The sequence below is a fragment of the Pseudomonas sp. BIC9C genome (assembly GCF_034541995.1).
In the GTDB taxonomy this organism is placed as follows: domain Bacteria; phylum Pseudomonadota; class Gammaproteobacteria; order Pseudomonadales; family Pseudomonadaceae; genus Aquipseudomonas; species Aquipseudomonas fluorescens_CC.
Genome location: NZ_JAWDGM010000001.1, coordinates 52,218 through 77,607, shown reverse-complemented (window position 1 = coordinate 77,607; position 25,390 = coordinate 52,218). Strand labels below are relative to the sequence as shown.

Annotated in this window: 25 protein-coding genes; 9 read left to right on the top strand and 16 right to left on the bottom strand. The window is 57.8% G+C overall.

What is annotated here, in order from left to right:
* Positions 1-123: 123 nt before the first annotated feature.
* Positions 124-1,557, top strand: a complete 1,434-nt coding sequence (locus RS887_RS00365) for an NAD-dependent succinate-semialdehyde dehydrogenase (protein WP_154910141.1) — start codon at positions 124-126, stop codon at positions 1,555-1,557.
* Between the two features lie 187 nt (positions 1,558-1,744).
* Here the strand turns inward: RS887_RS00365 and RS887_RS00360 are convergent, their stop codons facing one another.
* Positions 1,745-3,232, bottom strand: coding sequence for an aldehyde dehydrogenase family protein (locus RS887_RS00360; RefSeq protein WP_322613973.1), 1,488 nt, complete (start codon positions 3,230-3,232; stop codon positions 1,745-1,747).
* A 260-nt stretch (positions 3,233-3,492) separates the two neighbouring features.
* On the opposite strand from RS887_RS00360, the gene RS887_RS00355 reads away from it, so the two are divergent.
* Together RS887_RS00355 and RS887_RS00350 are read left to right on the top strand one after the other, a co-directional pair.
* Positions 3,493-4,662, top strand: a complete 1,170-nt coding sequence (locus RS887_RS00355) for a p-hydroxyphenylacetate 3-hydroxylase oxygenase component (protein WP_322613972.1) — start codon at positions 3,493-3,495, stop codon at positions 4,660-4,662.
* Positions 4,663-4,719: 57 nt separating this feature from the next.
* Positions 4,720-5,676 (top strand): p-hydroxyphenylacetate 3-hydroxylase reductase component, encoded by a 957-nt coding sequence (locus tag RS887_RS00350; protein WP_322613971.1) that lies wholly within the window; start codon positions 4,720-4,722, stop codon positions 5,674-5,676.
* A gap of 105 nt (positions 5,677-5,781) precedes the next feature.
* Here RS887_RS00350 and RS887_RS00345 read toward each other — a convergent pair whose 3' ends face one another.
* Positions 5,782-7,110: a hypothetical protein gene (locus tag RS887_RS00345; RefSeq protein ID WP_322613970.1), complete on the bottom strand. Its 1,329-nt coding sequence runs from the start codon at positions 7,108-7,110 to the stop codon at positions 5,782-5,784.
* 302 nt (positions 7,111-7,412) lie between these two features.
* On the opposite strand from RS887_RS00345, the gene RS887_RS00340 reads away from it, so the two are divergent.
* From RS887_RS00340 to RS887_RS00325, 4 genes are all read left to right on the top strand, one after another.
* Positions 7,413-8,912 (top strand): APC family permease, encoded by a 1,500-nt coding sequence (locus tag RS887_RS00340; RefSeq protein WP_223593034.1) that lies wholly within the window; start codon positions 7,413-7,415, stop codon positions 8,910-8,912.
* Positions 8,857-9,477, top strand: a complete 621-nt coding sequence (locus tag RS887_RS00335; RefSeq protein ID WP_322613969.1) for a DUF3156 family protein — start codon at positions 8,857-8,859, stop codon at positions 9,475-9,477. Before RS887_RS00340 ends, RS887_RS00335 begins: the two co-directional genes overlap by 56 nt.
* Positions 9,478-9,592: 115 nt before the next feature.
* Positions 9,593-10,555 (top strand): transcriptional regulator FeaR, encoded by a 963-nt coding sequence (gene feaR, locus RS887_RS00330; protein ID WP_322613968.1) that lies wholly within the window; start codon positions 9,593-9,595, stop codon positions 10,553-10,555.
* A 188-nt stretch (positions 10,556-10,743) separates the two neighbouring features.
* Positions 10,744-11,352, top strand: a complete 609-nt coding sequence (locus tag RS887_RS00325) for a helix-turn-helix domain-containing protein (protein WP_322613967.1) — start codon at positions 10,744-10,746, stop codon at positions 11,350-11,352.
* A 41-nt stretch (positions 11,353-11,393) separates the two neighbouring features.
* On the opposite strand, the gene RS887_RS00320 is transcribed toward RS887_RS00325, so the two are convergent.
* The 6 genes from RS887_RS00320 to RS887_RS00295 form a co-directional block, all read right to left on the bottom strand.
* Positions 11,394-12,161, bottom strand: coding sequence for an SDR family oxidoreductase (locus RS887_RS00320; protein ID WP_154910150.1), 768 nt, complete (start codon positions 12,159-12,161; stop codon positions 11,394-11,396).
* Complete coding sequence (locus RS887_RS00315; protein WP_322613966.1) at positions 12,154-12,954, bottom strand: SDR family oxidoreductase; 801 nt, start codon at positions 12,952-12,954, stop codon at positions 12,154-12,156. The genes RS887_RS00320 and RS887_RS00315 overlap by 8 nt, the downstream gene beginning before the upstream one ends.
* A complete protein-coding gene (locus RS887_RS00310) occupies positions 12,947-13,768 on the bottom strand; it encodes a molybdenum cofactor biosynthesis F family protein (protein WP_322613965.1) in 822 nt (273 codons plus the stop codon). Before RS887_RS00310 ends, RS887_RS00315 begins: the two co-directional genes overlap by 8 nt.
* Positions 13,769-13,852: 84 nt before the next feature.
* Positions 13,853-14,512, bottom strand: a complete 660-nt coding sequence (locus tag RS887_RS00305) for a helix-turn-helix transcriptional regulator (protein WP_154910153.1) — start codon at positions 14,510-14,512, stop codon at positions 13,853-13,855.
* A 55-nt stretch (positions 14,513-14,567) separates the two neighbouring features.
* Positions 14,568-14,933: a cupin domain-containing protein gene (locus RS887_RS00300; protein WP_223593038.1), complete on the bottom strand. Its 366-nt coding sequence runs from the start codon at positions 14,931-14,933 to the stop codon at positions 14,568-14,570.
* 31 nt (positions 14,934-14,964) lie between these two features.
* Positions 14,965-16,263, bottom strand: a complete 1,299-nt coding sequence (locus RS887_RS00295) for an FAD-binding oxidoreductase (protein ID WP_322613964.1) — start codon at positions 16,261-16,263, stop codon at positions 14,965-14,967.
* A 215-nt stretch (positions 16,264-16,478) separates the two neighbouring features.
* On the opposite strand from RS887_RS00295, the gene hpaR reads away from it, so the two are divergent.
* Positions 16,479-16,901: a homoprotocatechuate degradation operon regulator HpaR gene (gene hpaR / locus RS887_RS00290; protein ID WP_154910156.1), complete on the top strand. Its 423-nt coding sequence runs from the start codon at positions 16,479-16,481 to the stop codon at positions 16,899-16,901.
* 86 nt (positions 16,902-16,987) lie between these two features.
* On the opposite strand, the gene hpaI is transcribed toward hpaR, so the two are convergent.
* From hpaI to RS887_RS00250, 8 genes are all read right to left on the bottom strand, one after another.
* Positions 16,988-17,788 carry a 4-hydroxy-2-oxoheptanedioate aldolase gene (gene hpaI / locus RS887_RS00285; RefSeq protein WP_322613963.1) on the bottom strand — a complete coding sequence of 267 codons (801 nt, stop codon included), beginning with the start codon at positions 17,786-17,788 and terminating at the stop codon, positions 16,988-16,990.
* Between the two features lie 15 nt (positions 17,789-17,803).
* Positions 17,804-18,607 carry a 2-oxo-hept-4-ene-1,7-dioate hydratase gene (gene hpaH / locus RS887_RS00280; protein WP_322613962.1) on the bottom strand — a complete coding sequence of 268 codons (804 nt, stop codon included), beginning with the start codon at positions 18,605-18,607 and terminating at the stop codon, positions 17,804-17,806.
* 12 nt (positions 18,608-18,619) lie between these two features.
* Positions 18,620-19,924, bottom strand: coding sequence for an MFS transporter (locus RS887_RS00275; protein WP_322613961.1), 1,305 nt, complete (start codon positions 19,922-19,924; stop codon positions 18,620-18,622).
* 51 nt (positions 19,925-19,975) lie between these two features.
* On the bottom strand, positions 19,976-20,368 hold the full coding sequence (locus tag RS887_RS00270; protein ID WP_322613960.1) for a 5-carboxymethyl-2-hydroxymuconate isomerase: 393 nt from the start codon (positions 20,366-20,368) through the stop codon (positions 19,976-19,978).
* Between the two features lie 47 nt (positions 20,369-20,415).
* Positions 20,416-21,273 carry a 3,4-dihydroxyphenylacetate 2,3-dioxygenase gene (gene hpaD, locus RS887_RS00265; RefSeq protein WP_322613959.1) on the bottom strand — a complete coding sequence of 286 codons (858 nt, stop codon included), beginning with the start codon at positions 21,271-21,273 and terminating at the stop codon, positions 20,416-20,418.
* A gap of 93 nt (positions 21,274-21,366) precedes the next feature.
* Positions 21,367-22,827: a 5-carboxymethyl-2-hydroxymuconate semialdehyde dehydrogenase gene (gene hpaE / locus RS887_RS00260; RefSeq protein WP_322615234.1), complete on the bottom strand. Its 1,461-nt coding sequence runs from the start codon at positions 22,825-22,827 to the stop codon at positions 21,367-21,369.
* A gap of 5 nt (positions 22,828-22,832) precedes the next feature.
* Entirely contained in the window at positions 22,833-23,603 is a 771-nt protein-coding gene (locus RS887_RS00255) for a fumarylacetoacetate hydrolase family protein (RefSeq protein ID WP_322613958.1), read from the bottom strand.
* 11 nt (positions 23,604-23,614) lie between these two features.
* Positions 23,615-24,274, bottom strand: a complete 660-nt coding sequence (locus tag RS887_RS00250; protein WP_322613957.1) for a fumarylacetoacetate hydrolase family protein — start codon at positions 24,272-24,274, stop codon at positions 23,615-23,617.
* A gap of 180 nt (positions 24,275-24,454) precedes the next feature.
* Here RS887_RS00250 and hpaA point away from each other — a divergent pair, with 180 nt between their 5' ends.
* Complete coding sequence (gene hpaA / locus RS887_RS00245) at positions 24,455-25,360, top strand: 4-hydroxyphenylacetate catabolism regulatory protein HpaA (protein WP_223593058.1); 906 nt, start codon at positions 24,455-24,457, stop codon at positions 25,358-25,360.
* Positions 25,361-25,390: the final 30 nt, after the last annotated feature.

Sequence of the window (25,390 nt, the reverse complement as noted above, 5' to 3'; positions counted from 1 at the left end):
AACTAAATTTACGAGTATATGGTTGATAGTGTCAACCTGTTGCTGCGTATTTCGTTACCGCTCATGCGTTGCCGATACCTTTGCAATCGCTTGTGTTCAATACCCATTTGCGAGGAAAGATCCATGTACACCGACCTGTTGTTTTACATCGACGGCCAATGGACTGCCGGCAGCGCTGGCAACACTGCAGCTGTGATCAATCCTTCGACGGGCGAGACGCTCGGGCAATTGCCGATAGCTTCGAATGAAGATCTGGACGCCGCATTGGCAGCGGCAGCGAGCGGCTTTGGGATTTGGTCCACGACATCTGCCTACGACCGTTCAGGCATCTTGCGGCGAGCGGCTTTGCTGGTACGTGAACGCCACGCGCTGATGGCAGAGTGCATGACGCTGGATCAGGGCAAGCCAATGGCGGAGTCGACCATGGAAGCCAAAAGCGCGGCCGACCACATTGAGTGGTATGCCGAAGAAGGGCGACGCGCCTATGGCCGCATCGTGCCTTCACGCAATGCGGCGGTACGCCAGCTGGTGGTGCGCGAGCCAGTCGGTCCGGTAGCCGCTTTTACACCGTGGAACTTCCCGATCAATCAAGCGGTACGCAAAATAGCAGGGGCTCTGGCTGCTGGCTGCAGCATCATCATCAAGGCGCCAGAGGAGGCTCCGGGAGCAGTGATCGAGCTGGTGCGCTGTTTCCACGATGCGGGTGTGCCCAAGGGCGTGCTGAACCTTGTGTTCGGTAACCCTGCGCACATCTCCGATTACCTGATCAGGTCACCGATTATTCGAAAAGTGTCCTTTACCGGCTCGACTGCCGTAGGTCGACAACTCGGTGCCCTGGCCGCGACACACTTGAAATTGACGACCATGGAATTGGGTGGGCACGCGCCGTTTATCGTCTGCGAGGATGCCGATGTAGAGGCTGCCGCCGCATTGGCCTGCACCCTCAAATTCCGCAATGCCGGACAGGTATGCGCTTCACCCTCGCGCTTCTATGTGCATGACGCAGTATTTGATCTTTTCTCTCGGCGATTTACCGAACTGGCGGGACAGCTCAAGGTGGGCGACGGTTTCGACCCAACCAGCCAGATGGGGCCACTAGCTAATGCTCGACGCTTGATGATGGTTCAAGAGTTGATCGCCGATGCCCGTGACCTCGGTGCCAAGGTGCTGACAGGCGGAAGCCGGATCGGCAGCACGGGCCATTTTTTCCAACCGACGCTATTGACCGACCTGCCGGAGCAGGCGCGTCTTCTCAATGAAGAGCCTTTTGGTCCGGTGGCGCCATTGTTGCGTTTCAATGATCTGGACAGCGTGATAGCGCAAGCCAACAGTCTGGAGTACGGGCTGGCGGCGTTTGCATTCACCCGGTCATTGAAGACCGCGACTGAGTTGGGTAATCGCCTGCAAGCCGGGATGGTTTCGATCAACCACTTTGGTTTGGCCCTGCCGGAAACGCCATTCGGTGGCATCAAGGCCAGCGGTCACGGCAGTGAGGGCGGAACTGAAGGTCTGGATGCCTATCTGACGACCAAGTTCATTAGCCAGGTAGGCGTCTGAAATTAATGGGATTTTCTGCTAAATGTCAGGGAGGCTAATCCCTGTATTTTCCGAGTTGTCGAAAGACAGCCCCATGACCGCTCAGTCCACGAAAACGGGGCTGTCATGGGTTTTGAAAAAAATGGCCATGTCTGGTGTGGAGTGACCCAGGCCTTCCTGGACGCACTTACTGCCGGATTAACCGCTATCAGTAGCGAATCATCACTGACTTGAGCTCGGTGTAGTCATCAATAAACGCACTGCCAAACTCGCGCCCCACACCTGAGGATTTGTTACCTCCGAAGGGCACCGCGGGATCAAGCATTGTGTGCATGTTCACCCACACCGTCCCGGCGTTGATCGCAGGCACCATGCGCAGGGCCTTGCTCAGGTCGTTGGTCCAGAGGCTGGCACTCAAGCCGTAAGGCGTGTTGTTCATCAACTCCAGCAGTTCTTCTTCGGTGTCGTAAGGGAAGAAGGTCGCAATCGGGCCGAATGTTTCTTCGTTGAGCAGCGTGTCGTTGACGCTGTTGGCGAGAATCACCGTCGGTTCAACGTAGCAGCCTGGGCCGTCGATCAGGTTGCCACCGTGAATGATGGTGTTGTTTTCGGCGCGGGCCTTGGCGAAGTACTCGCCGAGTTTCAGCTGATGTTGGCGATTGGTGACTGGGCCGAATTCGGTGAGCTCATCCAGTGGTGAGCCGATGTTGAGCGTGCTCAAGCGTTGGGCCAGTTTGTCCATGACCGGATCGATCTGTGAACGATGGACGAAGAAGCGTTCGGCGGCTGCACAGATTTGCCCGGAGTGCAGGAACCCGGCTTCGATGATGCCATCGGCGGCCTTGTCCAGATCGACATCGCGCAGGAAGCCAGCAGAGTTTTTGCCACCCAGTTCCAGCGTTGCGCGGGTCAACCCGGCGCCCATGGCACTGCGGCCGACGGCAATGCCGGTGGGCACGGAGCCGGTAAATGAAACCTTGTCGGTTCCCGGGTGCTCGACCAGTCCTTTGCCAATCAGTCCACCGCCAGTCAATACGTTCAGGGCGCCGGCCGGGAGTCCGGCTTCAATGGCCAACTCGGCAATCCGCAGGATGGTCAGAGGAGTGAATTCACTGGGTTTGATGATGATGCTGCAGCCGGTCACCAGCGCCGAGGCGAGTTTCCAGATGGCGATCATGGTAGAGAAGTTCCACGGCACGATGCCGACTACCACCCCGACGGGTTCGCGAAGGGTGAAAGCGGTATAGCGTTCGCCAGCGAAGGAGGGCAGTGACGGGGTGATGGTCTGACCGCTGATCTTGGTTGCCCAGCCAGCGTAGTACCGCAGAAAGTGTGCGGCCTGGTCGACTTCGAAGGCCCGGGATATCTGGATGATCTTGCCCGATTGGCAGGTTTCTATCTGCGCCAGTTCTTCGCGGTTCTGCTCCAGTAGGTCGGCCAGTTTCAACAGCACGTTGCCACGGATTGCCGGTGCCACTTGGGACCATTGTTTGAAGCCGCGGTTGGCCGACGCTACGGCCGCATCGAGATCGACCGGATCTGCGTCGGCGACTCGGGAGATAATCTGGCCGGTAGCAGGATTGATCACCTCCAATGTCTGGCTGGAATGACTCTGAACGTAGCCACCGTCGATGAACAGTGCATGGTTTCGACTCAGGAAGGCTTCAACTTGAGGCAGCAGCGGGATTTCGCTCATGGGGTTTTCCTGGTGGCGAACAAAGAAAAACCCGAGGTTAATCCATGGGCTCCAGGCTGGCTTGACTGTGGCTGCCGCAGCCTATGTCTCTGGCTGCCAGAGCAATTCGAAGCCTTGGAGTATTGCCTTTGAAAAGTACAATCTTGACTCTGGAAGGTGCATTTTCGGGTGGCATGGCTCGCTCCATACTGGCCCTGCATCCAGCGCTACTCGTCGATTCGGGTAGTTGGCCGGGTATCCAATAATAAGCAGGGCCATCCATGAAAAAGCCAAACCCGCTCCTTGAAGACCTCAAGTCCATTCTGCCGGCCATCGCTGCCAACGCCTTCCAGGCCGAACAGGATCGCAAGGTCCCCGACGAGAACATTGCACTGCTCAAAAGCATCGGCATGCATCGGGCCTTTCAGCCGAAGAAGTTCGGGGGAATGGAAATATCGCTGCCGCAATTTGCCGATTGTATCGCGTTGCTCGCGGGCTCTTGCGCCAGCACCGCCTGGGCCATGAGTCTGCTCTGCACACACAGCCATCAACTGGCACTGTTCTCGGCCGAACTGCAGCAGGAAGTCTGGGGCGATGACCCGGACGCTACGGCCAGCAGCAGTATCGCGCCGTTCGGTCGCACCGAAGAAATTGAAGGAGGCGTACTGTTCAGCGGCGAAATGGGCTGGAGCAGCGGTTGCGATCACGCCGAATGGGCGATCGTCGGGTTCCGCCGCAAGAATGCTGAAGGCACTCAGGACTACTGCTTCGCGGTACTGCCGCGCAGTGATTATCAGATACGTGACGACTGGTTCGCCGCCGGCATGAAAGGCAGCGGCACCAAGACCTTGATCATCGACAACGTGCGGGTGCCGGAACACCGCATCCAGAAAGCCAAGGACATGATGGAAGGCAGATCCGCAGGTTTCGGCCTGTACCCTGACAGCAAGATTTTTTACTCGCCGTATCGTCCTTACTTCGCCAGCGGTTTTTCCACCGTGAGCCTGGGTGTTGCCGAGCGGATGCTTGAGGTGTTCCGCGAAAAGACCAAGACCCGCGTGCGTGCCTACACCGGTGCGGCGGTCGGTGCGGCGACTCCGGCGTTGATGCGTCTGGCCGAGTCGACTCATCAGGTTGGCGCTGCCCGGGCCTTTCTCGAGAAGACCTGGCAGGAACACGCCGAACACAGTGAGCAGCAACGTTATCCGAGCCGCGAGACCCTGGCGTTCTGGCGCACCAATCAGGCCTATGCCACCAAAATGTGCATCCAGGCCGTGGACCGTTTGTTCGAAGCCGCTGGTGGTAACGCCTGGTTTGAACAGAACGAGATGCAGCGACTGTTCCGCGATTCGCACATGACGGGTGCGCATGCCTACACCGACTATGACGTCTGTGCGCAGATCCTCGGCCGCGAACTGATGGGCCTGGAACCTGATCCGAGCATGATCTGAGCCCGCCTCTCATAACAACAATCAGGACTGCTCACGCAAGCAGTCCGGGAGACTTGCATGTCTGATAACAGCGCTTGCGCAGCCACTGAAACCACTTTCGACCCACGGGCATTTCGCCGGGCATTGGGCAACTTCGCCACTGGCGTGACCGTGGTGACGGCCGCCACCGCGTCCGGGCGCAAAGTCGGAGTGACCGCCAACAGCTTCAACTCGGTATCCCTCGATCCGCCGCTGGTGTTGTGGAGTATCGACAAACGCTCCAATAGTCACGAGGTGTTCGAGCAGGCCAATCATTTCGCGGTCAACGTACTGGCGGCGGACCAGATTGATCTGTCCAATAATTTCGCCCGCCCCAAGGAAGACCGCTTCGCCGAGATCGAGTACGAATCAGGGGAGGGTGGTTCGCCGGTGTTCGCCGATTGCTCGGCGCGTTTCCACTGCGAGAAGTATCAGCAGGTAGACGGTGGTGACCACTGGATCATGATTGGGAAAGTGGTGGCCTTCGATGATTTCGGTCGCTCACCGTTGCTCTATCACCAAGGCGCCTATTCGATGGTGCTGCCGCACACCCGCATGACCAAACAAGATGGCAGTCCGCGCCCTACCAGTCATTTCCAGGGGCGCCTCAGCCACAACCTGTATTACCTGATGACTCAGGCGGTGCGGGCCTATCAGTCCAGCTATCAGCCCCGGCAGTTGTCTACTGGCCTGCGTACCAGCGAGGCGCGGATGCTGATGGTGCTGGAAAGTGATGCCGGCTTGAGTGTGAACGAGCTGCTGCGGGAAGTAGCGATGCCAGTACGGGAGATCGATGAGGCGGTGGCCAATCTGAAACGCAAGGGGTTGGTTAACGATGATGACAGTCGAGTGCGGCTGACCACTGCGGGTATCGAACAGACAGACGATCTTTGGTCTATTGCGCAGGAGCAGCAGGACAAGGTGTTCGCTGATTTCAGCGACGAGCAGATCGAAACCTTCAAGGCAGTATTGAAGACCCTGATCAGGCAGTGTTGATAATTGTCGAAATGCACTTAACGGCGCCCTAATGCGCCGTTTTTCGTGTGTACCCAGCCTTGTAGGTGGTGTTCAGGAGCTGCACACGGCAGCTCCTGAACGGCGTCAGAAAGGCACGGCCACCGTGAGTTGGCTATAGACGTTGGTGCCGTTGCCTCCCACCTGGTTACCGCCATTGCTTGCATCTTTATCAGGCTTATACAGGCCAAGCAGTGGGGTGATGATGAGGTGTTCGTTCACGGCCCATTCGGCGTACAGATCCAGTTCACGGCCATCGAGGTTCAGTGCTTCGCTCTTGTGCAATGTCTTGAAGTCGAAGAACAGCGCACCGATAGTCACCGCGTCGACGGGTTTGACCTTCAAGGCAACATGCTGGACTGACGTATTGCTGTTGAACGGGCCGGAATAGTTGGCGGCGACTTCACCCTGGAACCAGGTGCCGTAGCCTCGACTGAACCCATTGAACATCGAGTCCCAGTCTTTCGAATAGCGGCTGTAGCGGTAAGTGACGTCGGGCGACCAGGGCAGGTCGGCGAAGGTGTAGCCGGCTTCGGTGTACCAGGCTTTTTCCGGCCCGGCATCTTTATCCTGCCAGGCATATTCGAAAGAAAAATGCGCGTGTTCGATGCCGGCATTACCCGCTCCGCGCAGGCTGTAGATGTTCATGCCGTCACGTTGTTTCTGGAAGTCGCTGGCGTAGCGGTCGTCGACGTCGATACCGTGAATGTAGGTCAGGCCCAGAGTGCCTGGTTCTGCCGTGTATTCCAGGGTTCCCGCGGCCATCTCGGTGTTGGCTTGGGAGCGATTGTCGGACTTGATCCACATCATGCTGCCGTGTACTCCGTCCTTGCCTCCCAGGCGCACAACGGCAGTCTCATCGAATGCATGGCGAGCAGCCAGGTAATAGGCGCCTCCGCGATTGAGCTTGCCGTCGGCAGGTCCCTTGCCAAAATTCAGGCCGTCGTCGTTGATGATGAAACCGTCGCCCAGAGTAATAACCTGGCGGCCAAAAGACAGGTCCACACCGTCCTTGCCCAGGACCGGAAAGAGTTCGCCTGAACGCCATCCCGCAAACGCTTCATCGAATTTCGTGGTGCGTTCGGTGCCGTCGGTTATTCCCGCTGCATCGCCATCGCCCCAGGTGCCGGAACTGACCAGATTTGCCGTGCCATACACGCTGCCAGCGCCTCCCAGTGTTTGATCAACACTCAGCCCATACTTAATGAAGCCTTCGCGCCAACTGGAACCGCCGGTGGTGCCGTCATAATTTTTGCGGCTATTGAACATCCCGTATACAGCCAGAAAATTACCGGTCACCTTGGTGTCGTTATCGGCGTACAACTCGTAGGCGTTGGCTGATGAATGTGTGATCAGCAGTGCAGCACCCAAGCTGACAGCGGCGGGCAGTGATCGTTTTTTGCGCATGTGCTCCATTGTTACGTTCCCCGGTATTGTTGGACAGCCAAATGGTCGAGGGCGCATTAGGGCAATCGTAAAAGGGCCAAGTCTTTCACCTGCGTGCCACAGAATTGACCCTGTCAGCCAGGTAATACGCCTTGGCAGGCAGCAACAAAACCGTCGGCAGACATGGGCAAGACGATGAGGGCGAGAGGGGCGCAAAGTGATTCTGCACACGAAGCCGATTTGATCAGGGACTGGCTGGGGAAGGCGTAAACGCCGGCTCCTTGAACGGCTTAATAATTCCACTAAGAAATCCGCTTTTGAGGATCCGCACCATGTCGATCAATGACAGGCTCACAGAACACCTGAAACGAGGTAGCGTTGGTTTTCCCACCGCGTTAGCCAGCACCATTGGCCTGATCATGGCCAGCCCGGTCATTCTCACGGCCACCATGGGTTTTGGAATCGGCGGCAGCGCTTTTGCGGTGGCCATGCTGATCGCGGTGGTCATGATGCTGGCCCAGGCAACCACCTTCGCTGAGGCCGCCTCGATCCTTCCGACCACCGGTTCGGTCTACGACTACATCAATTGCGGTCTGGGACGGTTCTTCGCAATCACCGGCACGTTGTCGGCGTACCTGATCGTGCATGTGTTTGCGGGCACCGCTGAAACCATTCTGTCCGGGGTCATGGCGCTGGTGAACTTCGAGCACCTCAATACACTGGCGGAGTCTGCCGGTGGTTCCTGGTTGCTCGGCGTAGGATTTGTCGTTGTGTTCGCGATTCTCAATGCCTTCGGCGTCAGCGCTTTCGGCAGGGCGGAGATCATTCTGACCTTCGGCATGTGGACCACGTTGATGGTGTTCGGGGTACTGGGTTTGATCGCCGCGCCGGCAGTGCAACTGGATGGCTGGTTCGGGGTGTCGTTGGTGGGCACGGACCTGATCACAATTCTGTCGCTGGTGGGCATGGCGATGTTCATGTTCGTCGGTTGCGAGTTCGTCACCCCGTTGGCGCCGGACTTGCGCAATTCGGCCAAGGTCATGCCCAAGGCGATGATTTTGGGATTGTTGAGTGTTGCCACCTGCATGTTCATCTATGGCGCCGCGATGAAGCGCCAGGTCGAGAACGTACTACTGGATGCCGCCACAGGCGTGCATCTGCTCGACACGCCCATGGCCATCCCGAAATTTGCTGAGCAGGTCATGGGGCATGTCGGCCCGTTGTGGCTGGGGATCGGCTTTCTGTTTGCGGGCGCAGCGACCATCAATACGCTGATGGCAGGTGTGCCGAGAATTCTCTATGGCATGGCAGTGGATGGTGCGTTGCCCAAGGTGTTCACCTACTTGCACCCACGCTTCAAGACGCCGCTGCTGTGCATTCTGGTGGCGATGCTGATTCCGTGCTTGTACGCCTTTTGGTTGGGTGGCAATACCGACAACATCATGAACCTGGTATTGGCCGCGGTCTGCGCGTGGAGTTTTGCCTATCTGCTGGTAACGCTGTCGGTGGTCAGCCTGCGGATTCGCCGTCCTGATCTGCCACGGGCCTATCGCTCGCCTTTCTTCCCATTGCCGCAGATTCTTTCCAGTGTCGGCATCTTGCTGGGCATGTGGTTCATCACGCCACCTGGAATGAACCCTGCCGATATCTATGTGCCTTTCGGGGTGATGCTCGGCATTGCGGCTGCCTATGCGCTTTTCTGGACGTTGGTGGTGCAGAAAGTCAATCCATTCAAGCCGGCTACCGTTGAAGAAGTGCTGGCCAAGGAGTTTTCCCATGAGCCTGGCAAACATCACAACGGTTATCTCGACCATGCTGCAAAAACTGTCTGAATCATTCAGCGCACGACGTGCCCCGAACGGCTACAGGCCCGGAGTAACGCTTGAGTACTTGCGGCGCAATCTGGGTGTGGCGAGTTTTGCTTCCATGGGCCCGGCCGAGGCAGTGTTTTTTCTCGGAAAGAGCAACCTTCAGGTCGATATTGTCGAGCGCACGGAATCCCAGCTGCTGATGCATCTGGTGATGACTGAGTTTTCTGTCAGGGTGCCTGCCACGGAGCAGGGCAGTGCCCACTTTGATCTGCACCACAGCGGGTCAATTCGACGGACAGGGCTGGTGTGTAAACAACGCACGGGAGCACCTGAGTTGCTGACCAGGCTCCAGGCTCGGTTGCAAGAAGACCCAGTGTTGCATCAATCGCTGATGTCGCTGGATTTCAAGCGCCTTCAGCTCACTCTGGACGGGCATGAATGGCGCGTTCGATTGGAGCATATGGGCGGTAGCGAGGTGGTCAACCGGATGCCGTCATTCCGGCGTTACATCGCCTTGAGCGGCGTGCAGCGTGATGTGCTGTTGAATGTTCTGATGGGCCTGCAACGCACATTACGCACGCTCTAATTTGAGATTTGGCATCATTAATGCCTCTGCAATCGGCACCCTGTACTTGTTGCGCACATATAGATAACATGTTAACTATCGCACAACAAAAACAATAAGCCATTGTGGAGATACCATGAGCATCAATGAGTCTACGCAATATGGATTGGAAACCTGGACGCGTGATCTGCGAGCGGCGTGCGGTCATTTCGATACTGAATTGGCTTACAACCGATCGCTTTTCATCGGCGAGGTTTCCAAGCGGTCCCAGGACCGTCTCTCCCTGGCAAACCTGCGCACCAATGCAGGTTTGATCAGGCGCGAACGGCCTAACGCCGATCACGATAATGACCAGCATTGCTTTCTTGTGAGCCAGCGTAGTGGCTATTGTCAGATCGCTCAGAACGGCCAGGTCATCCAGCTGGCTCCGGGCGATATGTTGCTCATGGACTCGACCGGCTCGATCGAGATAAGCCCTTTGGGGCTGATCGAACATGCCTCCCTGTCTCTTTCACGCAATGAGGTGTGCAAGCAGCTGGGAGGCGGGTCGAAAACCTTCGGCAAGATTTCTTCCAGCAAGGCCTGTGGGCGGATGCTCCATGTGTTGATGGACCAACTGTGCCGGGAGGGGCTGGACGGCCAGGATTCCTCTGGAGAAGGAGAGGCCCTGCAATCGGCTTTTGTTTCGTTGCTGGGTTCCGCATTCGAAACGGACAGCGCGCCGGGTGACAGCAGTGCGTCCTTGCAGGGTAACAATCTGCGCAGCTACGTTCAGAAAGTCATCGATGAGTCCCTGACTCAGCCTGGCCTGAGCCCCGTGGGTCTGGCCAGTCGATTGAACATTTCCGTTCGCCATCTGTATCGTTTGTTTGAAGAGCAGGACGACAGTGTCTGCCGTTACATTCAGCGTGCGCGGCTCAAACGCAGCGCTGATGATTTGACTAATCCATTTCTAAAAAGCGAGTCGATCACCTCTATTGCCTACAAGTGGGGTTTTACCGATTCAGCCCACTTCAGCCGGTCGTTCAAGAAGCAGTTTGAGCTGTCGCCCAAGGACTTTCGCTTGACGCATCTACAGCAGGCGGTAGGGGCGGCGTAGGTCGTGAAGTCTCTACGACATTCGACTCGAGATTAATGTTAATACATTAATTGACTGGCGTTCGATTGAGTTCAGGATAAAGTTTTCGAGCGCCAGGAAAGGTCATGATTTCTTCAGCCAGCGGTAACCAATCCAATGCGTAGTTTGTCATCTCTCATGCGCTGGTCGATGTCAGGGAATCCTGCGACATGAAGCCACTCACCCCTTCGGCCGCCAACATTTGCGCCGTCGCTGTCGAACATTTTGCCGATCATGGTTACGACGCTTCATCCCTCAACGAGATCGCCGTCATGGCCGGCATGCGAAAGGCATCGCTTTACGCGCATTTCAGCAGCAAGGATGCCTTGTTCGAGAGGGTGTTCAAGATTGCACTCGGGCATGAACAGCAGCATGTCGCGGCTTGCTTTGAAGAAGAGGACGGGCGCGCAGGAGTGCCCGGTCAACTGCACGTCGAGTGTTTGATTGGACGCTATGAAGCATCGGCGCACCTGCGATTTCTATTGCGCACCGCCTACTTTCCTCCAGCAGATATCCGTGCCGTCATCACGCTTGGATTCGAGGCTTACCTGGCGCAGATTCGCCAGTATTTTCAACGCGCAACGCGGGACCGGTACACATGGCCGGCGGCTCATCCCGAGCAACTTGAGGTGTTCTGCGACGCGTACCTTGGCATCGTCGACAGTCTGCATGTGGAGCTTATCTATGCAGCGCCGCAGACATACGTAAAACGGCTCGCAGCTTTGTTGCGAGTCTTCAGTGATTCACTGTCGATGCTCGAAGGTGCAAGCCGTGGCTGAACATGAATGTCAGGTTTTTGCTGCTTGGTGAATCGATGCAATCACACCTCGGGCAAGGTCGATCCACCATCCACAACGATTGTCTGCCCAGTGATGTAGGCCGCCAGATCAGACGCCAGAAAGAGCATGGCCCCTGCAATATCTTCCGGTTTGCCAAGACGACCCAACGGAACCCGGCTTGCGATGTCGTCGTTGACCTGGCCGTCGCCAAGATTGTCCATGGCAGGCGTGGCGATCATGCCTGGCTCGACCCCATTGACGCGCACCTTATTGCCAGCAAGCTCCAAAGCGGCATTTCGAATAAACCCGTTAACCCCGGCCTTCGACGCCGCATAGTGGCTGAGCCCCGGATAGGCTACCCGTGGCCCGGTCACTGACGAGGTCACCAATACGCAACCGCCACCCTGACGCTGAAACATCGGCAAGGCCGCCTGGGTCAACCAAAACAGCGCCGAGAGGTTGACTGCCAGCGTGCGCTCAAGAATGGCAGGGGTGATCTCGGCGAATGGCGTCAACGGAAAGTAACCGGCGTTGTGGATCAGAATATCCAGGCGACCCCAGTCTCGTTCCAACCGCTGAACCTGTTCGAACACAGCCGTAGCATCGGCCAGGTCAATCTCGGCGGCCTCAACCCGGCACGCTCGCGCAGTCAAGTCCGCCGCGAGTGCCCGAGCCTGTGGCAGACGCAGGTCAGCGATCATCACTCGCGCTCCGCGCAATGCGAAAGCTTCGACGATTGCCCGGCCGATTCCTTGTGCGCCACCGGTGACCAGCACCGTTTTCCCGCTGAAATCGAAGTCTTCAGGCATTGGCGTTCTCCATGTGAGCGTAGGCCAGGGTCGGTACATCGACGATGCTCGAACCACCGTCGGCAACCAGGGTTGCTCCGGTAATGATCGAAGCGTCGGGGCTGGCGAGGAAGCGGCAAACCCTGGCGATCTCTTCGGCACTGGCGGGACGTCGCAAAGGCACGTCAGCGCAAACCCGGGCATAGGCTTGCTGTAGCGTGTCGCCATAGAGACTCATCAACGGCTGCATTTCTTCGTCGGCCATCGGGGTAGTGACCCAGCCTGGACACACAGCGTTGACGCGTACGCCGCGCGGCCCGTAGTCCCTGGCCATGGAGCGATTGAGCCCGAGCAGTGCATGTTTGGCAGTGGTGTATCCACACACTTCGGGGCCGGCGGCCAGTGAGGCAATCGAGCCAATCATCACAATGTTGCCGGCACTTTCGATCAGCAACGGCAGGCAAGCGCGGGCGCTGTAGAACGCGCTGTCCAGATTGCTACGCAACGAGGCTTCCCAGATTTGCGGGCTAGTCTGCGTGGCGCTGCCCACCCCATGACCACCGGCACAAGCGAGCAGCACATCAAGTCGACCGTAACGCTCACGGATCTGCGTGATAAACCCATCCCAGGTATCTGCACAGGCAGCATCGCCGATCAGAATCAGACCGCCGGTTTTCCGGGCGACCTGTTCCAGTGGTTCGCGGCGCCGACCGATCAACACCAGATTGGCGCCTTCGCCTGCGTACAGTCGGGCGCAGGCGGCACCGATGCCGGTTCCTGCACCGGTAATGACAACCGTGCGTGGCTCAGGCATCGGGATACTCCGTGCGGTTGAGGACCTGGCAGTAGGAACTGACCGGAAAGTTCGACAACTCATCGAAGGACGAACCGGCATAACCGAAGATTTTGCCGTCGCTGCGATGCTGATGCAGGTCGATCAACACCAGGCCCAGGGTTGGAATGATCTTTTCGCGCCAGACGAACAGATACAGTTGATCGGCAATCTTGTAGTAGTGGCAGCGATCGGTATCACACAAGCCTTGCTCGACGCCCTTGAGGCACTGCCAGGAGTAGAACTGATCATTGAGGTAGATGTGTTCGTAGACTTCGCTGGGGCTGTAGCGATACAGGTTGCGCAACCCGGTCAGTTCCCGGGTCGGGGCGTGTGGGCATTGGCCTTCCTGCCATGGGCGGTCGAGGCTGCCGTGGAGGAAGTCTACTTGCACCGACGTCAAGGCCTTGCCGGCCAGTGCGCGACTGTAAAGCCCTTCCTCGGTTTGCGCTTGGGCTGGCATGCGTCCGATCACGGCGGTGAACGACGACGTAGCGGTGTCCACTACCAGGCTCACGGACCAGGCTTGATCGGCTTCGCGTTTGATGAAGTCGACGAGATACAGGCCCGGCCTAACAGAAGTGGCTCTGTACGCAGCGGATCCACTGGAGTGACCGTCGGCGGCTTTCCAGTGCAGCAACTGCGCTTCAAAACGATGCTCGATCTGCCAGCCGTTGGCGAAGTGCAACGTGAAGGTCTTGCCGTTGAGATCGGCGAGGTTGGGCAGGATAAAGGCTTCTGGGGCGAATCCGTCAGCGAGGGCACCTACGGTGATCCAGTCAGAATTTGTAGTCATTGCATGGCTCCGGTTGTGTAATCGACAACCTGGATCATGCCGCCCGAATACTGACTCGCCTATCAACCAGATGGTTGAACCGGCTTATAAAAATAGCGCTCCCACCAGTTCAGTACGGCTGGTTACCCCGGTCTTGCGGAACAAGTTGATCAAGTGAGTCTTGATGGTTGGCAAACCGACTTCCAACTCCTGGGCCAGTTGCTTGTTGCTGGCACCCTGACTCAACAACAGTGCGATCTGGCGCTCTTTAGGTGTCAGTCCGATCAGCGAGTTTTCATGCGGTTGCATATTGGCTACGGCCATTTGTAGCAACGACTGCAAGGCATTGAGCTGGGCTAATTGAGCGGGGGTGAAAGCGCCTTGCGCGGCCGTGCGCAGCAACGAAATCGCGGCCTTAGGCTGGCCTGCACGATGAGCGAGAACTTCGACTACATCGACTACGCCGTAGCGTTGCAGGAAGTCCCGATAGCGACGGCTGTCCCGCGCGGGCTGTCGAGCCATGGCCAGACCCAGAGGCACCACCGTCAAGCCACTCGACAGGCAATTGCGTGGTTGTAGCGGGTCGTATTGGCGGTAGTTGTCCAGATAATCGCGATGCATTTCGCCACTCATGCCGTGCAACTGAAAGTCACGGGCTTGCAGTTGGCGGTCGACACAATAGAACGCGGCCTGACTGGCCGGAACGAGTTGAGTGAAAGCCTGCAGGCAGTGGCCGGCGACTTCCTGAGCAGGGATGGCGTTCATGGTCAGTAACCCTCGCCAAAAAAAGCTGCCGGCAGAAACCGGCAGCGGGGATCGATCAGACGACAGCGAAATAATGCTTCACGAAGCTTTCGCTGACAACTTCCCAGAGCACCGGGGTGCCTTTGTTTACGAACCAGCTGTCGCCAGCCGCGTAGCGGGTGCTCTGCCCAGTGGATTCGTCCGTCAGAACCACTTCGCCTGTGACCACGGTCGCTTGTTCGGCAAATGGATAAACCATCCGGAACTTGCCCTGGGTCGTGCCGAAGTAAGCACTGCTGATCGGGTCGGTCGGCGCACCGAAAGTCATTTTCCCGAAGGCTTTGACTTCGCCTTCGAGGATTTCCGAACCGAGGTCAGCGACAGTGCCCCAGGCATCGAGCTCGGACAGTTGGATGTCTTTCTTGAGGGTGGTAATAGGCATGGCAGTTTTCCTGTGATTGAAAGGGTCGGGATCAACGGCGACCGTTGAAATAGCCCGAAAGTTGATGAAGGCTTTTGCCTGCTGTCAGCAGCAAGGGCCGGATGTGATCCTTGCCCATGATCTGCGCATGTTTGACCGAGCTGATCAGGTCATAACGAGAGGATCCTTCGCTCATGCCCTCAGCCAATATCTTGCAGATGATATGGCTCGGCGTGACGCCGAAGCCGGCGTAACCCTGAACATAAAATGCGTTTTTGCGGCCGCTGAGTGTGCCGATCTGCGGAAACAGGTTGGCACCCGTTGCCATAGGGCCACCCCATGCCAGGTCGATTCTCACGTCCTTCAGGTACGGGAAAATTTTCAGCATGAGGTTGCGGTTCCATGCCTTCAGATCCTGAGGGATGTGCTCGACGAAGGGCGTCGCGGCACCGAACAGCAGGCGGTTTTCATTGGTGACACGGTAGTAGTCGATGACCGGACGAATATCGCTGTAGGCGCCGCGTATCGGGCTGATGCGGTTGATCATTTCGTCCGACAGCGGTTCGGTCATTAATTGGAAGGCGTAGGTGTTCAGCGTGGTCTTGTGCAGCTCGGGCTCCAGTTTGTTGAGGAAACTGTCACAGGCCCAGAGCAACTTCGAGGCCTTCACCGAACCCCGGCCGGTGCGCACCGTGATGCGCTCGCCATAGCTGACTTCCAGCGCCGGGCTGTGTTCGTAGATGCGCGCACCGTGCCCGACCAGCGCCTTGGCTTCGCCCAGCAACAGATTCAATGAATGTACGTGGCCACCGCCCATGTGCAGCAACGCACTGGTATAGGCGTCGGAGCCGATGATCTGTTTGACCTCGGAGCCCGCCATGAAGCGGATTTCGTCCTTGGTATTGATCGACTTGAAGTCCTTCTCCCAGGCACGCAGGGTTTTTTCCTGGCGGGCGTTGAAGCCCATGTAGCCGTAGCCGTTGCAGAAGTCCGCATCGATCGAGTATTTGGCGATTCGGTCCTTGATAATGCCAGCACCCAGCTCGCTGATTTCAAAGATCTCGCGCAGCCCTTGCTCGCCGACCTGGGTCTTGATCTTCTCCAGGTCGTGACCGATACCGGCCATGATCTGTCCGCCATTGCGGCCAGTGCCACCGAACCCCAGATATCGAGCTTCGAGCACCACAATGTTGGTGATGCCTTTTTCAGCAAGTTCCAACGCGGTATTGATGCCGGAAAAGCCGCCGCCAATCACCACGACATCCGCTTCCACATCCTGTTCGAGCGTGGGGAAACTCAGGTTGTATTTTTTGGTTGCCGAGTAGTAGGTAGGCGTTTCGATATTGATCATGGCGCAGCCTGGAAAAGTGAAGGGAAACTCAACTGCAGGGCTTGCAAGAAGCTCTGTACCTGTTGAGGTGTATTAACTGCCTTCCGACCGGTAGGTGTCTTGATCCTCTATGCCGCCGGTTTTGATCGTGGCTGCCAAGGCCCGGATACATCGACATCGGCGCAGTGCTGGAATATAGTTCACATATTAATAATCATCGAATTCGAACCCATTCAATGCCCAAGTCGCGCCCATCATTGACACTCACATTGCTCCAGGCTCGCGAAGCCGCGATGGGGTTTTTCCGTCCCTCGTTGAATCAACACGGCTTGACCGAGCAGCAGTGGCGGGTGATTCGGATCCTGAGTCAGCACGATGAACTGGAGATCAATCGCCTGGCTGAGCTGGCCTGCATCCTCAAGCCGAGCATGACCGGTGTGCTGGTGCGCATGGAGGCGGCCGGCATGGTAGAGCGGCGCAAGGCGCAACAGGATCAACGCAGAGTGCTGGTAAGGTTGGCGCAGAAGGGCGAGGCTTGCTTCAACTCGATGAGCCAGAGCATGGAAGCGAACTATCAGCGGTTGCAGGCGGGGTTTGGCGAGGAGAAGTTGCAGACGCTACTGACGTTGCTCAACGAGTTGAAAGCGCTCAAGCGTTAATCAGCAGTGATCATGACCAGTCCCCAGCAATGCGCTGGGGGTGGTTGGTGATTGTCATACAGGCATTCCAGGTTTGGTCGATGCCGTCAGTACACGCCACCGGAACTGGTAGGCACAGGACCCTCCTTGAATTTGGCAGCCAAGGTTTGCAGGCCACGCATCAAGACGGTGGTGTCAACGCCCACTGCAACAAACGCCGCACCCAGTTCGATGTAGCGCTTGGCCAGTTTCTGGTCCGCGCTGAGAATGCCGGCCGCTTTGCCGGCCTTCTGGATGCGCAAGATGGCGTCCTCGATAGCAGCCTGCACTTCAGGATGCCCCGGGTTGCCGCGGTAACCCATCGAGGCACTCAAATCCGCCGGCCCGATAAACACGCCGTCGACCCCGTCTACTGCCGCAATGGCATCCAGATTGGCCAGGCCCTCGCGATTTTCGATCTGCACGAGCAGGCACATTTGTTCGTCGGCTTTGTCGAGGTAGCCTGGAATGCTGTTCCAGCGCGACGCGCGTGCCAGTGCACTGCCGACACCGCGAACACCGTTGGGTGGATAGTGGATTGCTCGAACCAGCTCCCGTGCCTGGTCCGCGTTTTCAACCATCGGTACCAGCAACGTCTGCACACCGATATCGAGCACTTGTTTGATCAGTGCCGTGTCGCCGATGACCGGGCGAATCACTGGATGGCTGGGGTAGGGCGCCACGGCCTGAAGCTGGCCGAGCATCCTGCGCAGATCATTGGGCGCATGTTCGCCATCGATCAAAAGCCAATCGAATCCGGCGTTGGCAGCCAACTCGGCGCAGTAGGCATCTGCCAGACCAAGCCAAAGGCCGATCTGCGCTTCACCGCTTTTCAGGCGAAGCTTGAAGGTGTTGATGGGCATGTCCATTGTGGAGGCCTCCAATCAAACGAAACGACAGGCAATCGAGCCCAGCATGTCGTAATCGACATGGAAGGTATCGCCAGGGTTGGCCGCCACAGGGCGGGTAAAGGAACCACCGAGGATGATCTGCCCTGGCTGCAGGGTGACGTCGTAGGCCGCCAGTTTGTTCGCCAGCCAGGCCACGCCCTTCGCCGGGTGGTTGAGCACCGCTGCGGACACTCCGGATTCCTCGATCACGCCGTTGCGGTAAAGCACCGCGGGCACTTTGCGCATGTCGATCTCCGTGGGACGCACGGCACGGCCACCCATGACCACGCCAGCGTTGGCGGCATTGTCGGAAATGGTATCGAACACTTTGCGGGTCACTTTGCTGTGCGGATCGACCTGCTGGATGCGCGCATCAATGATTTCCAGCGCCGGTATTACCCACTCGGTGGCGTCCAACACATCAAAAACCGTTACGTTCGGGCCTTTCAGGGGCTTGCCGAGAATGAACGCCAATTCGACCTCAACGCGCGGGACGATAAAACGCTCGAACGGAATGTCAGTGCCTTCTTCGAAGAACATGTCATCGAGCAGTGCGCCGTAATCCGGCTCGGTGATGTTCGAGGACACTTGCATCGCCCGGGAGGTCAGACCGATTTTGTGCCCGACCAGTTTGCGGCCGTCCTTGATCTTTTGCGCCACCCAGGCACGTTGAATGGCGTACGCGTCTTCGATGGTGATATCTGGATGGTCAAGGGAAAACTGACGGACCTGCTCGCGTGTACGCTCGGCCTGGTCGAGGCGGGCGGCGGCTTGCTGAATGAGTTGTTGATCAAGCATGACAATGATCTCTTACTGAGGATTGACGATGGCGGCCTGGGTGCGCAGCACCAGAAAACCACCGAGAGCGATGAGCAGTGCCAGGACGTACAGCGCCAGGCTGGAACTCTGTGTTGTGTCGCGCATCCAGCCGATCAGATAGGGCGCGAAGAACGATGCGATGCTGCCAAAGGAACTGATCAGGGCAATGCCTGCGGCCTGGGTGCTGTTGGACAGGAACGCCGGGGGCAGTTGCCAGAACATCGGTAGCGCGGCGCTGGCGCCCATGCCGGCGACGATCAAGCCTCCCAGCACGAGGGTCGGGTCAGTGGGTGCGAGCCCGGCGACGGCGATACCGGCAGCAGCCATCAGCAGAGGCACGCAGAGGTGCCAGCGGCGTTCACGCTGCCGATCGGATGAACGCCCGCAGCCAATCATGAAAAAACAACCGGCCAAGTACGGCACGGCACTGAGCAGGCCGACCTTGCCATCGCTGCCGATTCCGGCGCCGTGAATCAGTGTTGGCATCCAGAACGCCAGGGCGTTGACTGCCAGCATCACCGCGAAATACACCGCTACCAGCAGCCATACTTGCGGGTTCCGGAGGATGGCGGAAAACGATGTGATCGATTTCCGGTGTTCTTCCCTAGTCAGTTGTTCACGCAGTTGCTGCTTCTGCGGCGTCGTCAGCCATTTGACCGTCTCGAAGCTGTCCGGCAAGCATTTGAGTACAACGAGCCCGAGCAGAATGACTGGCAACCCTTCAATGACGAACATCCATTGCCAGCCGCGCAGGCCGCCCAGATCTTGGAAGTGTTCGAGAATGCCGCCTGAGAGAGGACCACCGATAACGCCTGCCATGGGAACGGCGATTGCAAATAATGCGGTGATTTGCGCTCGACGACCGGCCGGGTACCAGCGGTTCAGGAACACCAGAATGCCCGGGAAGAAACCGGCCTCGGCCACACCGAGCAAAAAGCGCAGGACATAGAATTGCGTAGCGCTGTCGATCAAGAACATGCAGGTGGACAACGCTCCCCACACCACCATCAGCGTGGCGATCCAGCGTCGCGGGCCGACGCGATCAAGGGCCATGTTGCTCGGAACCCCAAATAACGCGTAGGCAACGAAGAATAGCCCGGCGCCGAAACCATAGACCGTGTCGCTGAAACTCAAGTCAGCGCTCATCTGCATTTTGGCAAAGCCAATGTTGATCCGGTCGAGGTGGGCGAAGAGGTAGCAGATCAACAGCAGCGGCATCAGGCGCCAGGTAATAGTGCTGTGAGTCCGGTCGCGTGCAACGGTGTCGAGGGTGTCGGCGGTATTGGCTGTGCTCATGGTTTTATACTTTTTGTCTGAGTGGCCGATGGAACGAGCGTGCGGGCTGCTTTAGCGGGCCTGAGCCTTGAGAAAGGCGTGCACGTTGTTTTCCTTGAAGTTGAGCTGCTCGTGCAGTTCGATCATTTCAAATGACAACGCCAGCAGGCGCTGGGCCTGAAGGTCGGCGAAGTGCCGGGTAATGACCTCGAAGAGTTGCTGCGCGACTTTCTGGCGGGTGGCCAGATCGCGGCCATGGCCAACCTTCAAGGTCATGTGGACGAAGGCGTAGTCATGCTTGCCGTCGGCCATGCGCCAGGTGTCCAGGCGCACGCCTCGACTGCGGATGCCGCCCAGTGGAAACACGCCGCTGTCGCCCAGTGTTTGGTGGACTTTTTCGAACAGGCCGGGCAAGTCGGCTTGCTGCTCGATGTTGTCGGTGTACTCAGCAATGAAGTGGGGCATGAATGGCTCCTAGCAGGCCGCGCGGAGATGCCGCGCGGCCACACTGTTTAAACGGGGAAAATGGCGTTGATCTGACCCGTGCCCGAACTACCGAAGGGCTCGGTAATGATTTCGGCGGGCTTGCTGTAATCAGGCCCGCCAAGCAAACCCAGAAGCATGGCGGTGTCATGCATCTTGCCTTCGCCGAAGCAATGCTCGGCATAGTCCGGGAGCATGGCGCAGAACTCTTTCCATCGACCCTGGCGCCAAAGCTCGACTACGTGCAGATCGACTTGTTTATCGAATTCACGCGTCCAGTTATGGATATTGGCTTCGGCATTACGGTCATCGGAGAAGCGGTGCGACAGTGAACCGGACGCCAGCACCAGCACTTTGCGGTCGCTCTTCTCGATCGCCCGGCGCACAGCGGCCCCAAACGTGAAACTGTCTTGCAGGCGATGCCAGGCGCACCAGGCGGCAATAGAAACGACATTGAATTTCTGCTCTTGCGGTACACCCATGTGCATGTAGCGCATCGGCACCAGGGTTCCGTACTCCAGCTCCAGGCTCTGAATGTTGTGGGCCAGGGTGCGCACGTCGGCGGCATTGGCTTCGGCGGCGATCAACTCGCCCAATTCAGGGCAGCCGGGGTACTCGTACTCCATGTTTTTAATGAAGTGCGGCAGTTCGTTGCTGGTGTAGATACCTTTGAAGTGTTCGCCGCCGTTGACGTGGTAAGCACTGTTGACCAGCCAGTGCACGTCGAACACTACCGCGGTGTCTGCACCCAGCTCACGGGCGCGACGGCCGATTTCCTTGTGCCCGGCAATGGCCGCTTCACGACAGCCATGGTGTTTGCCGGGAAGCTCCGACAAATACATTGAAGGTACATGGCAGATCTTCGCAGCCAGGACGACTTCGCCCATGATCATTCTCCTGAAATTGTTGTTATGCGTTTCAACTCGACGTTAAGTGAAGTCGCGAAAGGCCAATGCGCGGCCCCTCGCTGGCTTCAGCAATTACAGGCCCCAGCGTGGAATGTGATGGCTGCCCATCGAAATGCAGATGTTCTTGATCTCGGCGAACACTTCGAAGCTGTACTGGCCGCCTTCGCGCCCGGTACCGGAACCCTTCACACCGCCGAACGGCTGACGCAAGTCGCGCACATTCTGACTGTTGATGAATACCATGCCGGCCTCGATACCATAAGCCAGGCGATGTGCCTTGCCGATGTCCTGGGTCCAGATGTAGGACGCCAGACCATATTCGGTGTCGTTTGCCAGTTGCAGGGCTTCGGCTTCGTCCTTGAATGGAATCAGGCAGACCACCGGGCCAAAGATTTCTTCCTGGGCAATGCGCATCTTGTTGTTCACATCGGCGAACACCGTCGGCTGGATGAACTGGCCTTTGGCAAGGTGCGCTGGCAAGTTGGCCGGACGGTCCAGGCCGCCAGCGAGGAGGGTGGCGCCCTCTTCGATACCGATCTTGATGTAGCCGGTGACCTTGTCGTAATGGGCCTGCGTGATCATCGAGCCGACCTGGGTTTTCGGATCTTGCGGATCGCCAACGATCAAGCGTTTGGCGCGGGCGGCAAATTCGGCGACGAACTGCGGATAAACGCTTTCCTGGATGAAGATCCGGCTACCGGCGGTGCAGCGTTCGCCGTTCAGCGAGAAGATGGTGAACAACGCCGCGTCCAGCGCGCGTTCCAGGTCCGCGTCTTCGAAAATCAGCACCGGCGACTTGCCGCCCAGCTCCATGGAGTACTTTTTCAAGCCTGCGGTCTGCATGATCTTTTTGCCGGTAGCGGTGCCGCCGGTGAAAGAAATCGCACGTACATCGGGGTGCCGAACCAGCGCATCCCCCGCTGTGGCGCCATAACCCTGAATGACGTTGAGGACACCGTTGGGAATGCCCGCTTCGACGGCCAGGCGACCCAGTTCATTGGCGGTCAATGGCGACAGTTCAGACATTTTCAACACAGCGGTATTGCCCAGTGCCAGGCACGGCGCGGTCTTCCAGGTCGCCGTCATGAACGGCACGTTCCATGGCGATACCAGGCCGCAAACACCCACTGGTTGATAGAGGGTGTAGTTGAGCATCTGGTCATCGACCGGGTAGCTGTGCCCGTCCATGCGCGTGCAGACTTCGGCAAAGAAATCGAAGTTATGCGAAGCGCGCGGAATCAGTACATTTTTGGTCTGGTGAATCGGCAGACCGGTATCTAGGGTTTCCAGCTCGGCCAGGTGCGGGACGTTTTGCTCGATCAGTTCGCCAAGCTTGCGCATCAGTCGGGCACGTTCCTTGGCCGGCGTGTTAGCCCATTTTGGAAACGCCTCCTTGGCCGCCGCTACAGCTTGAGCGACTTCTTCGGTACCGCCGCTGGCCACTTCGCCGATTGCTTCGCCGGTCGCCGGGTTGTAGTTGACGAACACGTCTTTGCTTTCGACCTCACGGCCGTTGATCCAGTGTTTGATCATGGTGCTCAAGCCTCTTTCCGGGCGGAGAAGAATTCCGCTTCGCTGACAATTCGATTAACCAGGCGACCTACGCCTTCAACTTCCACAATCACTTCATCGCCTGGCACCACATCCGCCAGGCCTTCTGGCGTGCCGGTTGCAATCATGTCGCCGGGCTGCAGCGTCATGAAACTGGACAGGTATTCGATCAGGTAAGGGATGTCGAAAATCATGTCCTTGGTGCTGCCTTCCTGGCGCAGTTCACCGTTGATCCAGGTGCGCAGTTTCAGGTTGCTTGGGTCCGGCACATCGGCGACGTCGACCATCCACGGGCCAACGGGGGTCGTGGCATCGCGGTTCTTCACCCGCAAGTTGGGCCGGTAGTAATTTTCCAGGTAGTCGCGAATCGCGTAGTCGTTGCACACCGTGTAACCCGCCAGGTATTCCAGGGCGTTTTCACGTTTGACGTTGCGTGCCGGCTTACCGATGACGGCAACGAGCTCGCACTCGTAGTGCATGTAGGCAACGTTATCCGGACGCCAGGTCACTTGGTTGTGGCCGGTGTAGGTGCCAGGCGATTTGATGAATGCCAGTGGCTCGGTGGGCGGCTTGAACGCCAATTCTGCGGCGTGATCGGCGTAGTTCAAGCCCAGGGCGAACATGCTGCCGGTGGCGGGCGGCAGCCATTGCACCTGATCTTCATTCAGTAGGCGGCCGTCGGCCAGGCGTACGGCGTTGTTGTCTTCGACAAGGACGAGCTGGACTTGGCCTTCAAAGCGTATACGTGCGTGTTTCATGGAGGCTCCTGTTACTCGGCCACGATGTGATTGACCAGACGGCCAAGGCCACTGATTTCGACTTCGACGGTGTCGCCTGGTTGAACATCGACTCGGCCTTCCGGCGTGCCGGTGATCAACACATCGCCCTCATGCAGCGTCATGAATTCGCTGATCTCGGCAATCAGCTGGGGAATGTTGCGGACGAAATTGGCCGTGTTGTTTTGCTGGCGGATTTCACCGTTTACATAAAGCGTGATGGCCAGGCTGTGCGGATCGGCAAGCTGAGCGGTCGGCACCAGTTCAGGTCCGATGGCACAAAAACCATCGCGGCATTTGGCTTTGACGGCGGGGCGGTAGTAGCTGTCTTCCGGCAGGCTGAACTCATTGACGATGGTGTAACCGGCCACGTAGTCGAGTGCTTGCGCTGCGCTGACGCGGCTTGCAGTAGTGCCGATCACCACGGCAAGCGACGGCCCTGGCTGCAAACGCTCGCCATTGCCTGGGTGCACAACCTTGGCGTCATGCTGATTGCGTGTGTTCGGCGTCTTGATAAACAGCACCGGCTTGACCGGCGGCTTCTGATAAGGCGGTTGTTCGAATTCGGCGAGGCGCTGCTTCAGCAGTCCCTGATAGTTCAGCGCGACACCAAAAAGGGTGCCGGTCGCGACGTCATGCAAGGCACGGCTCATGCTTTTCTCCTGGGAGAGCCCTGAGGGCCCTTGATTTTGTTAATGTGTTAACAGTTATAATTAATATGTTAACTATCGTCAAGCGTGTCAGACTGGTTGTGCAGTGGTTGCCACAGCCAATTCGGTGCAGGATGGAGGCGACTGCAATGCATGAATCAGAATAAAAACGAGTAGCCAGCAATGACTGACCGTCAACCGATCCCGAACATCAACATTGGCCAGGTGTACGACCAGCGCTACAGCGACGCTGAAGTCCATTACGACAAGCTGGGTAACCTGGCGGGTTTCTTCGGCCGCAACATGCCGGTGCATCGGCATGACCGGTTCTTCCAGGTTCACTATGTGAAAAGCGGCACGGTGCGGGTGTATCTGGACGACCAGCAATACGTGGAGTCCGGGCCGATGTTCTTCCTGACGCCACCGACCATCCCCCATTCCTTCGTGACCGAGGCCGACAGTGACGGGCACGTGTTGACGGTGCGTCAGCAACTGGTGTGGCAATTGATCGACGCCGATCCCAGCCTCGCGCCTGCTGGGGCGCAGTTTCCGGCGGTGTGTGTCGCGCTGTCTCGCCTTGGGCCGGAATACGCCGCTGAGGTGCGCCGTCTTGAATATCTGTTCGAGGAACTGAGTGAGGAGGTCGTGACTGAGCGCCCGGGACGCAGTTCTGCCCTCGACGGCTTGACGCGATTGCTCATGATCAGTCTACTGCGACTGTGCCCTAACTCGTTGAAAGCTTCGCCAGCACGGCACGAAGACCTGAGAATCTTCCACCGCTTCAATGAATTGATCGAAGCCCACTACCAGCAGCACTGGCCTTTGTCGCGTTACGCTGAAGGCATCGGGGTTACCGAAGCACGACTCAACGATGTGTGCCGACGAATTGCCGACCTGCCTTCCAAGCGCCTGATCATGGAGCGCCTCATTCAAGAAGCGAAACGACTGTTGTTGTTTACCGGGGGCTCTGCCAATGAAATCTGCTATCAGCTCGGGTTCAAGGATCCGGCCTACTTCAGTCGATTCTTCCAGCGCCACGTGCAGTTGACACCGGGGGAGTATCGCCAGCGCCAATCGGGTTTGCGTTGAACAGGGCATAGGCTTTTTGGCTTTGGTCGG